Origin of the sequence: Microcoleus sp. B7-D4 (genome assembly GCF_036705125.1) — a bacterium.
In the GTDB taxonomy this organism is placed as follows: domain Bacteria; phylum Cyanobacteriota; class Cyanobacteriia; order Cyanobacteriales; family Microcoleaceae; genus Microcoleus.
In genome coordinates, this window is record NZ_JAUBTT010000034.1 from 35,573 (window position 1) to 51,064 (window position 15,492).

The window sequence follows — 15,492 nt, forward strand, 5'->3', positions numbered from 1 at the left end:
CTGCCTTACCCAAGGCGAACTTAACGTTAAACCCATAGTCCGGCTCTTGTTGAAACCCCTGCCTCAAAGCTAAATTCCTCGCTATGAGGACTAATGAGTTCTTCAGTCCTCTTAAGAGGACTTTCGCTATGAGACAGGGAATTCATTCCCTGGCGGAATGCCGGGTGAACGGGAGGAATGGCGGACTAAAAGCTTAAGTTGACACTAATATGCCTTACCGTGTCCCTACAGATTTCATGATATTACTTACTGGCTAATTCCGGGCAATAATGATTGGCGGCAAGGGTGGTAATAATATCCGTATCGGCGAGAAAACTTTCTTTGGCAGTTGGATTTTCGATACTGACAGCTTGCCCGATCGCTCTTAATTTAACTTCCGGCAGAGAAAGTCCCGATTTTGCTTCCGCACACATTCTTTTAGCGGCCGCAATTTTTTGACCAGGGGCCCTTCGGATTGCTTGCAGTAAATTGTCCGTTGCTTCGGGAGAGTAGCTTTTTGCTAAGCGTTGATAGTCTTCGAGAAATTTCCCATCGTTTCCTGTCAGCTTAATGTCGGATTCTTGGGGCGAACACAACAAATTTAAGTTAATTACTTCTCCTACTGAATTGACAAGAAAACATCCTTCGCGTTCTTGGGCGCTCGCGCTTTGGTTGCTGGGTACAAATTGTATAATAATAACGGCGGACAGAACAGCAGTTAAACGCGAGTAATTTAGCATGGGAATTACGTGATATATTTGGGATTCTTAACCGCCGAATGCGGAGCAATGTGGTGTTTTTGAGTTAGAGCGTGTCCGGTAAATTAACCGAAATAATTGTAGGGGCGGGTTTCACCAACCATCTATACTTCTAACTAAAAATCTACATAAATCCGCCCTCCAAGCTGTCGGCAATTCAACAAAAATAATATCAGACGAACATTTCGTTGTCTAGGGAAGTTTTCATTAACAGCAAACATCCCCCTTGTGTGAGGGGCGAATGTGTGGAATCGGGAACCGATCGAATGTAGTCGCCTTGATGGCAAATTTCCCCTTCTACAATTAAGTCTCCTTCTAATACAAGCACTTCCTCCGAGGCAGCGTGTCGGTGCATGGGAAATGTTACTCCAGGTTCTAGGCGCATCAAGCAGGTAATTTCGCGCTTTTTTTTGTCAATGTAAAGCTTGCCGAACGAGACTCCCGGAACTCCATAAGATTTCCATTTGACATCGTGCGATCGCACTATTAAAGATGGAGTATTGTTCTCGGTTGGGGAAGTAACAATTGGCTTTATATTGCCTGATTCGGCCAGGGTGGGCGGCAGTTGGGCTATACGCTGGAACAGGCGGTTTTTGAGGTCGGGGGCGACAGGAACTGGGGGGGCTGTGTAGGCGATCGCGGCAATTGTGGATTCCAAAGCAGCTAATTCACTTGTAAGTTCTGGGGACTCTTTCAATTTCTCTGCAAATGCGCCACGTTCTGACTCGTCGAGGGTATCGAGAGCTTGAAGGGCTGCAAGGATTGTATACTCCTCGTCTGGCATCATTTCCATCTGTTTTCCGCCATTAATTGTAATTCAGCCTAGGTTAATTTTAAACTTGAAATTGGTCTGCAGCCCTCGCACTCAAGATGGATGATTGGAGATGCCACAATTTTAGATTAATGTTAAACAACTTAAATTTTGTTTTTTGACTATCTAAAATTCTTCGCTCAAAGCTTGACGCAATTTGGAAAGACCCAACCGAATTCGGGTTTTGATTGTACCTGTCGGGATACCAGTTTTAGCTGCGATCGCCGCGCAAGTCAGCCCTTGGTAGTAAGCGAGTTCGATCGCCTGTTGCTGTTCCTTTGGCAGCTTTTCTAAGGCCGCTTTGACTTGTTCCCTGCGTTCTTTAAACATGGCATCTTCCATCGGTTCTGCAACGCTAGAGATGGGTACTTTAGCCTCTTCCAGACAAGCTTCAGCAGCCCGGACTGTTCGCTGCACAGCTCGCAGCCGATCGAGGGAACGACTGCGGGTAAGCATGAACAACCAGGTATCTGCTCGACTGCGAGAAGGATCGTAAGTTGCTGCTTTTTGCCAAATTTGGGAAAAAACATCGAGTACCACTTCTTCAGCTTCTTCTACCGAACCCAGGATTTTGTAAGCGAGAGCGTAACTTGGGCGACCGTAGCGATCGTAAAGTTTAGCTAATGCCGTTTGGTCTTTCTGGGCAATCTGCACTAAAAGCAGCGATTCATCGCCTGACTTCTGGCCTGTCATCTCAGTGTACCGAAAATTTTTGTTTTGACTGCACAGATCCAAAATTAAAAATTCGGCGTATATCACTACAGAACATAATTGTAAGTTTGAAGTTGGGGTACAAACTGGAGTATGCCTTTTCAGGCTAATTTTGTCGTGCTTTGAATTGTAAAAATCCCAAGTCATATTGGATTTTACCACCTAATTAATTATTTGGTTGAGACTTAGCAATCCGCTTTATGCAGAACAAAAAAATCCCTGAGCGTGAAGAGTCTATCGATTTTCGATTTTCGATTTTCGATTTTCGATTAAAGAATTGAAGCATTGACCCCCCGGATAAATTCGGGGGCAAGTTTCATCGGATACAGGTTTTTTATTTCTGGGTTCTGAGTCTGCGAAGGAATGAATCACGTGGCGGGTATCCTGGATGCTTTCGGTCAAAACAGCGCCATTCACTCGTTCCCAAGCTTTGTTCGATCGCTCCCAATAAGAGCCTGGAAACCCCTCTAAGCGAGGCTCTGGCTCCGCTCTATCGAGGGAAGCCGTGTCTGGGAGCAGGTCTTCCCAAGCATAGTCCGGGAACGAGTAAATCCTCAATTACCCACTTTTTTACAGAAATTAGTCTGGCAGCACAGATCCAAAATTGCCAAACCTTCGTATACCACCAATAGGAGAAGGCTCAGCAACAGCGCCAAAGCCCGACAGGTTGGCAGATTGCAACCTGTTGCTACAAAAGTCCAACCCGCTAATACCAATTTAATGTGAAGTTTCACATATCTCGATCCCCCTAAATCCCCCTGATTGTTGGGGAGTAGGGGTTGACTTTGAGAATAATCTTGTCCCCCCCTTGTAGGGGCGGTGCGACCCCTACTCCCCGTGCCCGCCCTCTTGGCTAGGGGGGATCAGATTCTACGGGTCCTCATAAAAAATTGGTATAAGGCCGGTTATTTACCATTGATTTGTGCAAAAATTACATTGAAATAAAGGTGCTAACTGTGAAGCTCACAAAAAAAATTCGCCGAACCATACTAGCTATTGAAGTAGCTCTAATTGCTCTATTAACTCCAGGGATAATTGTCGCTTCTGACCACGACGACGGCGAAGTAGATATCAAAGGTCGCGCTGTAAATTTAACTGACCTGTACGTATATCGCGAAAAAGACCAAAACTCCGGTGCTGCGGACGGGGATTTAGTATTTACGATGAATTCAAATCCCAGGTCTGTCGCCCGTTATCAATATTATTTCAGCACTACAGCCCTCTACCAATTTCACATCACCCAGGTAGGTGACGTGAATTCTACACCTACTGGACGTTCGGATATTATCTTGCGGTTTGCCTTCAGTCCGCCTAACAATAGAGGTATGCAAGCGGTAGCTGTAACTGTTGTTCGCGGTGGCTCGGAGACTGTTGCTAAGACTACTGTTAACGGCGGGCTAATTGCTACAACTCCGCTGAATTCTAATGCTGTTTTGAATACAGTACCTGTGGGCGGTTCTAACTTGACTGTATTTGCGGGTTTACGCGAAGACCCATTTTTCTTTGATGTGGAACAATTTTTTAGAGTTCGCGCCGCAGCTTTGGGAACGGGGCCGCGCACTGCTTTTAAAGAACCGAGTCAAGCGATCGACTTTACTAAAGGTTACAACGTCAATACAATTGCTGTGCGCGTTCCGAAAGCGTTTTTGCAAGCAGGAACAGGGGCAAATACTTTTGATGTTTGGTCAACAGTTTCGATCCGGGATGGAGCTGGCGGTTTTAAACAATTCGAGCGTTTAGCAAGACCTGCAATTAATGAGGGTTTGATAGTTACTCCCGCTTATCTGGAAGCATTCAATAATATTCCTCCCAGATCGGATTTGAGCGCTGCTGCTGCTCCGGTGCGGCAGGAAGCTGTTGCTACTCTGAATGCTGTGGATCTTTTGGACGGTCGGGATAATGTCGATCCAAATGCGATCGCCGGAGCTTTCTTACCCGATGTCATGCGGATCGATACCACAAAAACCAGCGGCTACGCTAGCGCTACCAATGCTCAAGGAAGCTTGATCGGAGGTCGTATGCTGATGGATGACGTTATTGATATCACTCTGGGAGCTTTGGTAGGTTCTCCGGTTGGTGATAACGTTTCATATAACGGAAGTCCGGGAAATCCGGCTCAGGGACACAAACCTTTAGAACCGACTTTTCCTTATTTGGCTTTGCCTAATTAGTCAGTTGACAGTTGACAGTTGACAGTTGACAGTTGACAGTTGATGGTAGTCAGCTCTATGAATGTAGGGTGCGTCGCTATGAGATTTTTAATGAAACTTGCAGATTATAGATGGCGACGCACCTTACCACAATAGAAAAGGCTTTTTTTGACCGCAGATGAAGGCGGATTAACGCAGATGAACGCGGATGTATGAAAACTAAAATTAAACCGGAAATAAAATCGGATATTTTCTCGTGGTGGCTGCTGGGAGTGGTTCCTTTAGTTGGGATGGTAGTAGTGAATTTACCTCCTAACTTGCGTTTTATTTCAGCAACTTTTTCTAACAAAAGCCCCGAAAATCTCGATACTAATTACCGCTATCATTTTTCGGAAAGTTTGAGAAATAATCCCAATCAAAAGGAAGCAATTCAACAAGAGATTGCTTTTTACCAGCAGCGGTTGGCCGTTGATTCCCGCAGCGGTTTGAACCGGGCGTCACTGGCGGGATCTTATTTAAAAATGGCTCGCGCTACTGGGGAGGGAGGTTGGTTTTTATTGGCAGAACAAGCGGCTCAAAGGTCGATCGCCGATTTGCCTTTTGACAACCAAGGTGCGCTGTTAGTTTTAGCTCGAATTGCCGAGGCGAGACACGATTTTGCTACTGCTTTGCGCTTTGCTAAACAGGCGGGTTCTGACAATGAAGATGCGATCGCCCTTTCAGTTACATCTCACTTAGCGATGGGAAAAGTGAGCGAGGCAAATGTAGCCGCAGAAGCCTTAGTTAACCGGATTCCTAACTTGGGTTCTCTCACTTTGAGAGCTTTAGTGAGAGAGTCTCAGGGCCGAGATGCTGAGGTTTTGCAGGATTACCGGCAAGCAATGGCGGCGGAGGAACCGGGAGAGGTTGCTGGTTCGGCGCGGGCCCGATCGCTCTTGGGTCGATTTTACGCGCGTCGCGGGCAGTTTGTGCAGGCGAAAGCGCTGTTTTTGGAGGCGCTGCGGTTGGTGCCGCGATACCCGCTGGCGCTGATTTATTTGGCGGACTTGGAGACGCGGCAGGGCAATTATCGGGAAGCCGAAGGCTATTACAGCAAGGTTTCTGCGTATTCTGGCGGGGTTGCGACTTTGTTCGATCGCATTGTCGATCGCGGTATGGCGAGGGTGAAGGATTTGCAGGGAGATGCGATCGAATCCCGGCGACTTCGCGACAAAGCAGAAGCAGGGCTGCGACAGGAACAGGTTTCTGGCGGTTTTGGCCACCGCAGGGATTTAGCAAGTTTGCTGCTGGAAAAAGGTCGATCGCAGGATGTCGCGGAAGCGCTGGCGTTAATGCAGGAGGAGGTGAAAATTCGCCGGGATGCTGTCACGCTGGATACTTTAGCCTGGGCGCTTTCGGCCTCTGGGGAATGGCAAAAGGCCGATCGAGTGATGGCCGAAATAGTGCGATCGGGGATTCGCGATGCGGGGATGTTTTACCGGGCTGGTGCGATCGCCCGTACTTTAGGTAAGGATGCTGAATCTCGCGCTTATTTTCAAAAGTCCAAGGAAATTGACCCGACTTTTGACGATCGAGCTCGCCAAGCATTGGGTTTGGGAAGTTATGAATTTTGAGATTAGCTAATAGCAGCCATTCGGCCAAGTTCGCCATTCCCTCAATCCGCCAGGGGTTTCAACCCCTGCCTAAAAGCTTAAGTCCTCTTGCATAGGACTGAAATGCACAATTGTTAAATTTGATTAGCTATTCAGTCGGTTTTAACCGACTTTCGCTATGAGACGGGGATTTCAATCCCCGGCGGCCTTGCGGGTAAGCGCGCTGGAAAAATCACAACAAACACAAATAATTCATCCGAAAATCACTAAAAAAACAGGGATTTATGCAGTACAAGCTGAACCGAATTTTCCAATTATTTATCCTATTTTCTCTGACACTTTCCTTGTTACTAACAACCTCAAACAGACCAGTTTACTCACACTGGTCAGACTTATCCGTAGCAGAAATAGTAGTCAACGATTTGCAAGCCGAAATAACATTAACTTTCCCAACAGGCTTAACAAACTTCGCCGACGACAATCGAGACAGCCAGCTACAACCTGCTGAAGTTCGCAGCCACCAAACACAGCTAGAAAATTTTTTTAGCCAACAAATCCGCATCGCCAACAGTAGCAATATTCAAGGCTCCGTAGCAGTAAACCCGCTAGAAATAGCAGCTAAAAGCACCAGTGTTATCCAGCAGCCCAATACCCACAGCACCTTAATTTTAGACTACACCTGGCCCGCACCTTCTCAAGATAAAACCCCCGGTTTACCTGATGCAATTTCCATCTCCAAACCTAATTTTCGGATTAATTACAATCTATTTTTGCCCGGAGTTCCGACAGCTAGCTGTCAAGCTACGATTGTGCAAGGGGGTGCTGTAAAAAGCTTTGTGTTTACGCCGCAAAACCGGGACTTTTTGTTAGCAGGAAAGGAATCTATCTGGGATTCAGGTTGGAGTTTGCTGCTAGCAGTAGCGGGAGCATTTGCTTGGGGATGCGTGCACGCGATGTCGCCCGGACACGGAAAAACCATAGTCGGCGCTTATTTAGTTGGTTCGCGGGCTACTCCGCTACACGCTTTATTTCTAGCAGCGACGACTACAATTACTCACACTGCCGGCGTGTTTGCGGTGGGCGGAATTACTTTGTTTGCTTCTAACTTAATTGACCCAGAAAAATTAGATCCTTGGCTGAGTTTAATCTCTGGTTTATTAGTAGCCTTTATCGGGTTTAACTTACTCTTATCAAAAATTAAGACGAGGTTGGTAGTGGGGACTGAAGTTCTCAAAAAAATTAAAACTAAATTTTTTAATAAAAACTGGTTTTTAAGGAGTAAAGTCTTTACTGCGGAATGTGAAGAACCAGTAAATCTTTTGATTAGAGGAAGTTGGGAGCGAGAATTTAAGCCTGTAAAACCCGATATATCTCACCACTACCACCATCACGGAGACGGCCGGATTCACTCGCACTTGCCTCCCGGTGCTGACGGTTCTGCGATTACTTGGAAAAGCTTATTAGCCTTGGGGATTTCCGGCGGTTTGTTGCCTTGTCCTTCCGCTTTGGTGATGCTGTTGAGCGCGTCGGCTTTGGGCAATGTTGGTTTGGGAATGACGTTAGTGGTAGCGTTTAGTTTGGGATTGGCTTTAGTGCTGAGTGCGATCGGATTAATCTTAGTTTATGCCAAACGGAATTTTGATAAACTGCCTAAACAGATAACAGCAGTCAAATTTCTGCCTGCGATTAGCGCGATGTTTGTAATGTTTTTGGGGTTGGGGATTACCGGACAGGCGATGTTGAAAATATTGGGGGCGAGTCAATGGGTAATTGGCAATGGATAAGCATAAAATTAGGACTCTCCCTCCTAACTACAAACTTACGAATAAGTCTGATTTTAGATACCCGATTTCTGGAAGAAGGCGGGTATCTGGGTATTCTGTTTTTTAGCCGTTGCTCAGTTATCAGGCCGCACTATTATATTTATTAATAATTTCGGCTAAATCCGGTACTCCCTTTTCCACGTAAGTCTTAGCTGAGGGGCGGAGTTTGGCATAAGCGCCTCTAACAACCGCTCTTGTGCTGTTCTCGGCTTTTTTGTCGCTGATCTGGAGCAATTCGTCTGCTACTTCAGCTTTTCTTTGGGCTAGATATTCGACTGGGTTGCCATTGTTTACTGCTTCAGCCCACATCGGATCGAGTGCGATCGAGATTTCTGGCAGAAGTTGATCGACGACTTGGGCGCAATAGTCAGCCCGTATCCCCTTGACAGTAGAGTAGGCAGCTTTAAGAGCCATACCACCCAATCCCGGCGCTGCTGCAACTTGTTTGTCTATCAGCTTTACACAGTCATCAACAAAACTTTCTCTGTTGTTTTCATTCAAGAGAATATCGCTAAGTCCCATTTTCGCTTTCCTTGATTTAATAGTCAATGTGCTTATTAGCTTGGAGAGCCATCAGGGGATTATATATCTATTTTGATCCTTTACTCAGGATTACACAAGTTTTTTAAGGTTGGAAAGTCTTTACTTGACAAGCTGATGTTGAGATTTGTCTAGTAGTATGTTATAGGAATTAAGGTTCAATCTGCTAGTCATTATTGACCTAGGGTTTGTAGTAAGGGCTTTAGTCCTTATTAGGTGAGATTAATGAGGACTAAAGCCCTGACTACAAACTGATGAGTTGTGAACAGCCACATAGAAAAGAGGACAGCTCGAAAAAAAGATTAGAAAGGCTCTGCCTAAGTTCGATCGCACTTGCACGTATCTTGCAGGTATCATTACGATTGGACGTTCGGCTTGACGCCTGCAGGTACTGAAACGAGGGGAAGTTTCACGGTTTGAGCCGGGCGATCGCTCGATCGCACTACCAAATTTTTCGGTAATTTCGCGGAAGTGCTTAGTCCGGGAAATATTTGAAGCGATAAGGTTAAGCCGGCGGCTAATAATAGTTTTTCAAACATGGCCTTGTCTCCCATACCTATGCCCTAGGGCATAATTCCTCTTACACCTACAACATATAAACATCTTCAGTCGCTTGGTGCGATCGCACGGGCATAGTTAAGTGACATCTATCACCACTGAGAAGGGGGTGATGGGGATAGGGGGTGTGGGCATAGGGGGTAATGGGCATTAGGGATGTGGGGGAGAGTGGGAAATCTTGACTCGCACTTCTGGCGTCAACATCCGTTGAACGTGTTAAATTCCTTACACTGCTTCCTTGCCAAACTTCCCTACAAATCAAGAATTGTCCTAGAGAAAGAAGCCGTTGAGTCTCTCTCAAAGGTAGAATTAGCGCGTAGAAGTTATTTGACACAGCGGAGGTACCGACAATATGCTTGCATACTTTCTGGCGTTAGCGGTCGGTCTAGGCAGCTTCAGTATTTACATGGCGGCCTTCTTTTTTCCAGAAGTACACCGCAAAAGTGATTTTACCTGGAGCGGGGTAGGGCTTTTTTATGCGTTAATTTTATGGGCTTGTGCGGGACGAATTACTGGTGCTCTCCTGCTTGGTCAAATGGCGGGCGTGGCGATGTTGGGCTGGTTTGCCTGGGAAACTCTGACTTTGCGCCGGCAGGTGACGCCGATTGCTGAGCAAACGCCGATTCCTCAGTCGGCGAATTTGGCTGCAGGAGGCGTGCCGTTTGCTGGCTTGTTTGCCAAGAAAAAAGAACCCGCAGCAGCGAAAAAACCTAAGTTTGTTCGATCGCCCAAACCGAAAACTGATGTGGTTCCAGCACCCACTCTGGATAAGGGCGAGGTAAAGCTAGAGGAACAGCCGGCGATTACCCCCATAGCTGAAAGTATTGCTGAAAGTGCGATCGCCCCTGACTTGAAAATTCCCGACTCGAAAACACCTGCAATTGCAGAAATACCAGTGTTTTCAGTCGAAACTCCTGCTGCTGAGACTTCACAACCTCCAGCAGAATTAGCCAGCAACTTCACTCCTCTACCTCTACCTCTAGAAATTTCAGAAATAGCCGTTGCACCAAGTGTGGAGCCAGTAGAGGCTCAGCCAGAGCCTCAACAGCAGCCAGAAGTCGATGATTTTGACGAGGAAACAGAATGGAGGACAGCCGTTAAAGAGTCGCAGGCGGCAGCGGCAGCGGCGGCGGCCCCAACGGCGGCCCCAACTCCTCCTACTCCTCCTAAACCAGCTAAAAAAGCCGGCGGTTTCGGTAGTCTGTTTGACAATATCAAAAATAGTCTCGGCGGTATGTTGGGACTCGGTGCGGGTAAAAACAAGTCTGATGCAACTCCCCAGACGCCAAAACCTTCAGCGACTCCAGAATCGATCGTACCTGAATCTCAAATAACGGCAACTCCTGCACCAGGTATCGACCAAATTCTCGAATCCGAATTAGCCCAGGCGGCTGCGGAGGTGGCAGCCGAAACCAGCAACACTGTTGTGGAAACCAGCCTTGGAGTGCCTTTTCCCACCAATGTTGAAGCAATGGCCGCGTTGATGGCCACAGAAACCGCGAGTTCTGACAAAATAGTGGACGGGACGATCGAAGATCGATCGTCCGCCCAAATCCAGACACCGCTGGCTGCTATTGGTGAACCGGAAGCAGCAGCAGGCGTACCAGAAGCAGAAGCCCCTGCTTTATCTGTGGAAACCCAGACACCGCTGGCTGCAGTTGGTGAACCGGAAGCAGCAGGCGTACCGGAAGCAGAAGCCCCTGCTGTATCTCTGGAAATGACAGTGGTGGAAATGGCAGAGCCTGTAGAGATAGAAGTACCGGGAGAACCTGGGTTGAGCGTGCAGGTGGAAACGGTTTCAGTATCAGTGATCTCGATCGAATCCACAGATAAAACACCATCTTCTGAGGGAGAACAACCGGAATTGATTCGCCCGAATCCCCCCCCTTCCACAGATAAAACACCATCTTCTGAGGGAGAACAACCGGAATTGATTCGCCCGAATCCCCCCCCTTCGGAGCTAGTAGAAGCTGCTCGTGCGGCCGATGAATCCAAGTCTGAGAATGTATCCGGCGAAGATAAGCCGTCATCTTAAGGCAGAAAGCAAAAGGTAGAAACCAGAATTTTGTTGATTCTGCCTTCTGCCTTCTGCCTTCTTACTTCTTACTTCTTACTTCTTACTTCTTACTTTTTTCTTCTTACTTCTTACTTCTTACTTCTTACTTTTTTCTTCTGCCTTCTTCCCTCTTCCCTTTGCCTTCTGCCCTCTGCCTTCTGCCTTCTGCCTTCTTCCCTCTTCCTTCTTCCGACGGACATCGGACTGACATCCGTTACATCCGTTACATCCGTTACATCCGTTACAGAATCCGTTGCCGAACTTCCCTCTTCCCTCTTCCTTCTCCCTTAATATTATGAAAGCAATTATGGTCGTGGGAACAACATCTCACGCAGGGAAATCATTACTCGTTGCAGCTTTGTGTAGAATCTTTAAGCGGCGAGGCTGGCGGGTAACTCCGTTTAAAGGTCAGAATATGGCACTGAATTCCTATGTCACAGCCGCCGGCGGAGAGATTGGTTACGCTCAAGCAGTGCAAGCTTGGGCTGCGGGCGTCGCACCTTGGGTAGAAATGAATCCGATTTTGCTCAAGCCACAAGGAGACATGACTTCTCAATTGATTGTCAAGGGCCGGGCGATCGCCAATGTGCGAGCATCTCAATATTACGAGCAGTATTTCGATATCGGCTGGCAAGCTATTCGGGAATCTTTAGAATTTCTCAAGCAAGAATTTGACATGATTGTGTGTGAGGGAGCCGGTAGCCCTGCTGAGATTAATCTCAAACACCGCGATTTAACAAATATGCGGGTAGCTAAATATTTAAAAGCTCGAACTTTGCTAGTAGTTGATATCGATCGCGGCGGTGCTTTTGCTCACATTATCGGTACTTTGGAATTGCTCGATCCAGACGAACGAGCTTTAATTAAAGGATTCATTATTAATAAGTTCCGAGGGCAAAAATCGATATTAGATCCGGGCCTGACTTGGCTAGAAGAAAGGACGGGAATCCCGGTAGTTGGGGTGATTCCTTGGATAGACGAAGTGTTTCCCTCAGAAGATTCTCTCGATTTGCTCGATCGGCGTTCTCCTAATTCTCAAACCGACATAAATATTTCGGTCATCCGCCTGCCCCGAATTTCCAATTTTACAGACTTTGACCCCCTGGAGTCGGAAACTACCGTCACAGTCAAATATGTCAGCCCAAAAGACCATTTAGGCCATCCAGACGCCGTGATTTTACCAGGCTCTAAAACTACAATTTCCGATTTACAGGTGCTGCGCCAAACAGGTATGGCAAAAGCTCTTCAAAATTATTTAGTAGCTGGCGGTACAGTCATGGGAGTTTGCGGCGGCTTTCAGATGCTGGGAGAAAGTATCACCGATAAAGAAGGCATTGAGGGAGAAAAGGGAGAATTTCCAGGATTGGGATTACTGCCTTTGAAAACTGCGATGGCACCGAACAAAATTGCGCGCCAACGAATCGTAACATCTAACTATCCTCAACCGGGTTTGCCAGTTTCCGGTTACGAAATTCATCAAGGAAAAACGCAAATCCTAGAGTCAGATTTGACTCAACCGCTATTTGACGATGCTAGTTTAGGCATTGTCAATACTTCTCAATCAATTTGGGGTACATACCTGCACGGCATCTTTGACAACGGGGCTTGGCGGCGAGCTTGGTTAAATCACTTGCGGCAGCAGCGGGGACTCCGCGCATTGCCTACAGGTATTCCTAATTACCGAGAACACCGCGAAACTCTGTTAGACTCTCTAGCAGATACAGTGGAAAAGCATTTAGATATAAAGCATATTTTAGGTTAATTAGTTAACTGTTGACAGTTGACAGTTGACAGTTGACAGTTGATTATTGTTTATTAGAGTTGAGGTTCATATTCCATGCCAAAAGTTTGTTTTTTACCAGATAACGTGACAGTTGAAGCTGAACCAGGAGAGCTTTTGCTAGATGTAGCCAAACGTGCAGGGGTTTCTATTCCTACTGGCTGTCTCATGGGTTCTTGTCACGCTTGCGAAGTAGAAATTGATGGCGGAGATACGATTTGTGCTTGTATTTCCGGCATCCCTTACGGAAAAAAGCAAGTGACAATTAATCTGTATGTTGACCCGACTTGGTAATTGGTCAGTTGTCAGTTGACTGTTGACGGTTGACTGTTAACTGTTGACTGACAACTGACAACTGACAACTGACAACTGACTAATTTTTTTGCCATTCTTGCTGTTTCTTGCGAGCAGATTGCAGCCATTTTTGAGATTCTGAATAAACAGTTGTTCCCGGTTTTACAGATTCTAATTTGTTGATAATTTCCTGCAAGTAACCGAGACCGTAACCGGGATTTTGACGGATAGAATTTAGGTTAGTTTGGAATTTAGCAAACAAGCTTTTAGCCTGATTAAAAGCTTCCACTGATTCTTGTTCATCTTTCAGTCTAATCTTGGCAGTACCTAAATTATTTTGATATTCAGCTAGTTTTGTTTGAGCATGAAGATAGCCCGGATTATCAAAGGCAATTAGGCTCAACCTCTCAATAGCTTGTTGCCATAAATATGCGATTTTTTGCCAAGTTTCTGCTGAATGAGGCGGTTTCTGGGATGCTACAGCGGCAGTTAATGCAAATTCTTTTGCTGCTTCGATTAAGTTGTCGGCACGCACCGATCCGGTGGCTACACCGCCCATTGCTTTAAAATCTCTCTCTGCTGCTTGGAGTTTCTGCTGAGCCGTTTCTCCCGCGAGGGTGTCGGCGGGAATTTGATTGAGTTGGTCGATCGCACTTTGCCAATTTACCGTCGCTTTTTGTCTATCCGCAGCAGTTTTGGCTTGCTGATACTGCAGTTTCGCCGCGTTGAGATTTTGTTCGACTTGATTTAACTGAGTAAAAGCATTTTTTTGCTGGAAAATCTGAGCCTCCATGCGCCCGACATTTTTGCGGGCGGCTTGAAATTCATCGACTGTAAACCGCCAACGGCAGCCGAAAAAATTGCAGTAGGTTTGTGGATAATAACCTAAAAACCAAACTGGTAAGGCGTCGAGGTGTTTTTGAGCCTCTTTTGCTTTAATTTCGCCCAAGTCAAAATCAGCGACAGCAGTGGCTTTATTCACCAGTTGATCGGATTGTTCCACAAGGGCGATCGCCTGCCGGTAATTGTGATCCATACTCATAAAACTCGGCAGCAACAATATCGGCATTGTTTTGGCCACGGGCCAGCGAATCATCGGAAAAGGTAGATTTAGCAGCCAAATTATCCCTGCTGCACTTCCCAGCAAACTGCCAGCAAAGATGATTTTACCGAACAATCCGGGCGGGCGGTTGGCTTTGACGGCAGCTTTGAGAGCTTGTTCGCTGAAGTTGGGAAATTCGTCTTTGAAGGTATCGCGGATTTCATCTCTTGAGGCGAAAGTGCCGTTTTGCGATCGTAACTTCTCCAACCGCTTGATTACCATCCGTCGGTAGACATCACCGGCTAGACTATCAGCCGCCGCGCACTTGTCAACTTCTGCCCGCAAAATTTCAAAAGCTCGATCGGTAAGACGCGCCATAAAACTCACCTATTCCCTTTTAATTATTTTACAGGTTCCCCGTCAAAATAATTGTTAAAATATATAAATTTTATATCACATAATCCGAATTAAGTTCATGCCCACTGCTTTAATCACTGGTGCTTCTGGCGGAATTGGTGCAGCCTTTGCCGCCGAATTAGCCAAACGCCAGCACAATCTAATATTGGTAGCTCGTTCCGAAGACAAATTGCAACAGCTAGCTGCTCAACTGCAACAGGAATTCAATATTTTGGTCGAAATTATCGTTCAAGATTTGACGGCACCAGGAGCCACAACTGCTGTATTTGACGCGGTTGTTAAAAAAGGTTGGACGGTTGATTTGTTGGTGAATAATGCGGGTTTTGGCGATTACGGTGCTTTTGCCGATCGCCCGCTTGCGAAACAACTAACAATGGTGCAACTAAATATTGTAGCATTAGTTGAACTCTCGCACTTATTTTTGCAGGGAATGCGGCAGCGAAAATCAGGAAGTATTATCAATGTTGCCTCCATCGCAGCTTTTCAACCGATGCCGTACTTGTCAATGTATGCAGCGACTAAAGCCTTTGTTTTGAGTTTCAGTGAGGCGCTTTGGGCTGAGAACAAAGATTTAGGAATTGGCGTTTTGTGCCTTTGTCCAGGGCCGACAGAATCGGACTTTTTCGCAGTAGCTGAATTCCCGAAAGCTATGGCATCCAGCAGCGGGCAAAAACTCGTTCCTGCAGCGGAAGTCGTGCGAGATGCTTTGAAAGCTTTAGAGAAAAATGAGTCTAATGTTGTGACAGGGGGAATTCCCAATCAAATCATCGCCAATCTGCCTCGATTGATGCCGCGAGAACTTTTGGTGAAGTCGGTAGAAAAGGTGTTTCGGGCGAAAGAGGAATAATCGCGATCGTTGACAATATAAATAAACCCGCCCCCACCCAAGGATAAACATTCGATCGCCCCTAACCCAAATTTTCCCAAAAGTCGATCGCACATTCGGGCTACCAAAATCCCCGACGCTACCCCACAAGTCCG

The 15,492-nt window shown here is 46.5% G+C and carries 14 protein-coding genes; 7 read left to right on the top strand and 7 right to left on the bottom strand.

Features of this window, described 5'->3' with window-relative positions:
- Positions 1-242: 242 nt before the first annotated feature.
- The 3 genes from QUB12_RS15545 to QUB12_RS15555 all read right to left on the bottom strand — a co-directional run bounded on the left by QUB12_RS15545 (position 243) and on the right by QUB12_RS15555 (position 2,241).
- On the bottom strand, positions 243-719 hold the full coding sequence (locus QUB12_RS15545) for a DUF732 domain-containing protein (RefSeq protein ID WP_333307456.1): 477 nt from the start codon (positions 717-719) through the stop codon (positions 243-245).
- Positions 720-909: 190 nt separating this feature from the next.
- On the bottom strand, positions 910-1,524 hold the full coding sequence (locus tag QUB12_RS15550; RefSeq protein WP_333307458.1) for a cupin domain-containing protein: 615 nt from the start codon (positions 1,522-1,524) through the stop codon (positions 910-912).
- A gap of 150 nt (positions 1,525-1,674) precedes the next feature.
- On the bottom strand, positions 1,675-2,241 hold the full coding sequence (locus tag QUB12_RS15555) for a sigma-70 family RNA polymerase sigma factor (protein ID WP_333288130.1): 567 nt from the start codon (positions 2,239-2,241) through the stop codon (positions 1,675-1,677).
- Positions 2,242-3,215: 974 nt separating this feature from the next.
- Here QUB12_RS15555 and QUB12_RS15560 point away from each other — a divergent pair.
- The 3 genes from QUB12_RS15560 to QUB12_RS15570 all read left to right on the top strand — a co-directional run bounded on the left by QUB12_RS15560 (position 3,216) and on the right by QUB12_RS15570 (position 7,785).
- On the top strand, positions 3,216-4,430 hold the full coding sequence (locus QUB12_RS15560) for a DUF4331 domain-containing protein (RefSeq protein ID WP_333141052.1): 1,215 nt from the start codon (positions 3,216-3,218) through the stop codon (positions 4,428-4,430).
- Positions 4,431-4,621: 191 nt separating this feature from the next.
- Positions 4,622-6,022, top strand: a complete 1,401-nt coding sequence (locus QUB12_RS15565; protein ID WP_333307462.1) for a hypothetical protein — start codon at positions 4,622-4,624, stop codon at positions 6,020-6,022.
- A 263-nt stretch (positions 6,023-6,285) separates the two neighbouring features.
- A complete protein-coding gene (locus QUB12_RS15570) occupies positions 6,286-7,785 on the top strand; it encodes a HoxN/HupN/NixA family nickel/cobalt transporter (RefSeq protein WP_333141056.1) in 1,500 nt (499 codons plus the stop codon).
- A 120-nt stretch (positions 7,786-7,905) separates the two neighbouring features.
- Here the strand turns inward: QUB12_RS15570 and QUB12_RS15575 are convergent, their stop codons facing one another.
- The 3 genes from QUB12_RS15575 to QUB12_RS15585 form a co-directional block, all read right to left on the bottom strand.
- Positions 7,906-8,346 (bottom strand): DUF6918 family protein, encoded by a 441-nt coding sequence (locus QUB12_RS15575; RefSeq protein WP_333141058.1) that lies wholly within the window; start codon positions 8,344-8,346, stop codon positions 7,906-7,908.
- Positions 8,347-8,720: 374 nt separating this feature from the next.
- Positions 8,721-8,903, bottom strand: a complete 183-nt coding sequence (locus tag QUB12_RS15580; protein ID WP_333103867.1) for a hypothetical protein — start codon at positions 8,901-8,903, stop codon at positions 8,721-8,723.
- 47 nt (positions 8,904-8,950) lie between these two features.
- Positions 8,951-9,256, bottom strand: a complete 306-nt coding sequence (locus QUB12_RS15585; RefSeq protein ID WP_333141061.1) for a hypothetical protein — start codon at positions 9,254-9,256, stop codon at positions 8,951-8,953.
- 18 nt (positions 9,257-9,274) lie between these two features.
- Here QUB12_RS15585 and QUB12_RS15590 point away from each other — a divergent pair, with 18 nt between their 5' ends.
- The 3 genes from QUB12_RS15590 (at position 9,275) to QUB12_RS15600 (ending at position 13,052) form a co-directional block, all read left to right on the top strand.
- Positions 9,275-10,957, top strand: a complete 1,683-nt coding sequence (locus QUB12_RS15590) for a Ycf66 family protein (RefSeq protein ID WP_333307464.1) — start codon at positions 9,275-9,277, stop codon at positions 10,955-10,957.
- Between the two features lie 316 nt (positions 10,958-11,273).
- Positions 11,274-12,740 carry a cobyric acid synthase CobQ gene (gene cobQ / locus QUB12_RS15595; RefSeq protein ID WP_333141065.1) on the top strand — a complete coding sequence of 489 codons (1,467 nt, stop codon included), beginning with the start codon at positions 11,274-11,276 and terminating at the stop codon, positions 12,738-12,740.
- Between the two features lie 75 nt (positions 12,741-12,815).
- Complete coding sequence (locus QUB12_RS15600; protein WP_333307467.1) at positions 12,816-13,052, top strand: 2Fe-2S iron-sulfur cluster binding domain-containing protein; 237 nt, start codon at positions 12,816-12,818, stop codon at positions 13,050-13,052.
- A 79-nt stretch (positions 13,053-13,131) separates the two neighbouring features.
- Here the strand turns inward: QUB12_RS15600 and QUB12_RS15605 are convergent, their stop codons facing one another.
- Complete coding sequence (locus tag QUB12_RS15605; protein ID WP_333307470.1) at positions 13,132-14,472, bottom strand: hypothetical protein; 1,341 nt, start codon at positions 14,470-14,472, stop codon at positions 13,132-13,134.
- A gap of 97 nt (positions 14,473-14,569) precedes the next feature.
- Here QUB12_RS15605 and QUB12_RS15610 point away from each other — a divergent pair, with 97 nt between their 5' ends.
- Positions 14,570-15,358, top strand: coding sequence for an SDR family oxidoreductase (locus QUB12_RS15610; RefSeq protein WP_333307474.1), 789 nt, complete (start codon positions 14,570-14,572; stop codon positions 15,356-15,358).
- The last annotated feature ends 134 nt before the right edge of the window (positions 15,359-15,492 follow it).

What these genes read in the sequence shown, in the direction of transcription:
- cobQ (WP_333141065.1), top strand. Translation starts at nt 11,274, where the DNA reads ATGAAAGCAATTATGGTCGTGGGAACAACATCTCACGCAGGGAAATCA.
- QUB12_RS15545 (WP_333307456.1), bottom strand. Translation starts at nt 719, where the DNA reads ATGCTAAATTACTCGCGTTTAACTGCTGTTCTGTCCGCCGTTATTATT.
- QUB12_RS15590 (WP_333307464.1), top strand. Translation starts at nt 9,275, where the DNA reads ATGCTTGCATACTTTCTGGCGTTAGCGGTCGGTCTAGGCAGCTTCAGT.
- QUB12_RS15550 (WP_333307458.1), bottom strand. Translation starts at nt 1,524, where the DNA reads ATGATGCCAGACGAGGAGTATACAATCCTTGCAGCCCTTCAAGCTCTC.
- QUB12_RS15605 (WP_333307470.1), bottom strand. Translation starts at nt 14,472, where the DNA reads ATGGCGCGTCTTACCGATCGAGCTTTTGAAATTTTGCGGGCAGAAGTT.
- QUB12_RS15570 (WP_333141056.1), top strand. Translation starts at nt 6,286, where the DNA reads ATGCAGTACAAGCTGAACCGAATTTTCCAATTATTTATCCTATTTTCT.
- QUB12_RS15555 (WP_333288130.1), bottom strand. Translation starts at nt 2,241, where the DNA reads ATGACAGGCCAGAAGTCAGGCGATGAATCGCTGCTTTTAGTGCAGATT.
- QUB12_RS15610 (WP_333307474.1), top strand. Translation starts at nt 14,570, where the DNA reads ATGCCCACTGCTTTAATCACTGGTGCTTCTGGCGGAATTGGTGCAGCC.
- QUB12_RS15600 (WP_333307467.1), top strand. Translation starts at nt 12,816, where the DNA reads ATGCCAAAAGTTTGTTTTTTACCAGATAACGTGACAGTTGAAGCTGAA.
- QUB12_RS15575 (WP_333141058.1), bottom strand. Translation starts at nt 8,346, where the DNA reads ATGGGACTTAGCGATATTCTCTTGAATGAAAACAACAGAGAAAGTTTT.
- QUB12_RS15580 (WP_333103867.1), bottom strand. Translation starts at nt 8,903, where the DNA reads ATGTTTGAAAAACTATTATTAGCCGCCGGCTTAACCTTATCGCTTCAA.
- QUB12_RS15565 (WP_333307462.1), top strand. Translation starts at nt 4,622, where the DNA reads ATGAAAACTAAAATTAAACCGGAAATAAAATCGGATATTTTCTCGTGG.